We start from the raw sequence: 431 nt of genomic DNA, 5'->3' as shown, positions 1-431 counted from the left end.
CTCTAAATCTGAAGGGAGTTCATCAATAGATACAATAATGAACGTTTCTTTAAAGATCTTTGTAGTCAGTCCCTGTTAGGTTGTCGTGACATAAGAATATCGCTTAATTTTGAATATAGGGAAATGTAATTGATTATAAATGTTGGACATGTAGCTACAGAAAAATTCGACACAACTGGAGTGAGCGCCTGTAACAACCAACAGAGTACTTCAGTTGATTTATCCTCCTGTATTATTAATGCTGCTTCAGAATGTACCTATTTTGTCAGAACAATAATAAAGAAATCGGACAGTTATGATGCTATGCAAATTGACAGGCTTAAAATTGATACGCAGGAAAAATACGACGCTCTTAATTTACAAAGAGAACATCACAAGAAATTTCTGCAAACTATAAAAGCAAACTCTTTTGACAGAGCTATGGCTGAAAG

At 34.3% G+C, this 431-nt stretch carries 1 pseudogene; it reads left to right on the top strand.

Annotation, left to right across the window (positions count from 1 at the left end):
* Window positions 1-129: 129 nt before the first annotated feature.
* A pseudogene (locus tag C1I92_RS35180) lies at window positions 130-431 on the top strand (hypothetical protein); the annotation flags it as partial.

Source organism: Jiangella anatolica (genome assembly GCF_003236295.1).
Classification (GTDB): Bacteria; Actinomycetota; Actinomycetes; order Jiangellales; family Jiangellaceae; genus Jiangella; species Jiangella anatolica.
Note: the sequence above shows the minus strand (reverse complement) of the source record. Positions and strands in the feature narration are given on the sequence as shown.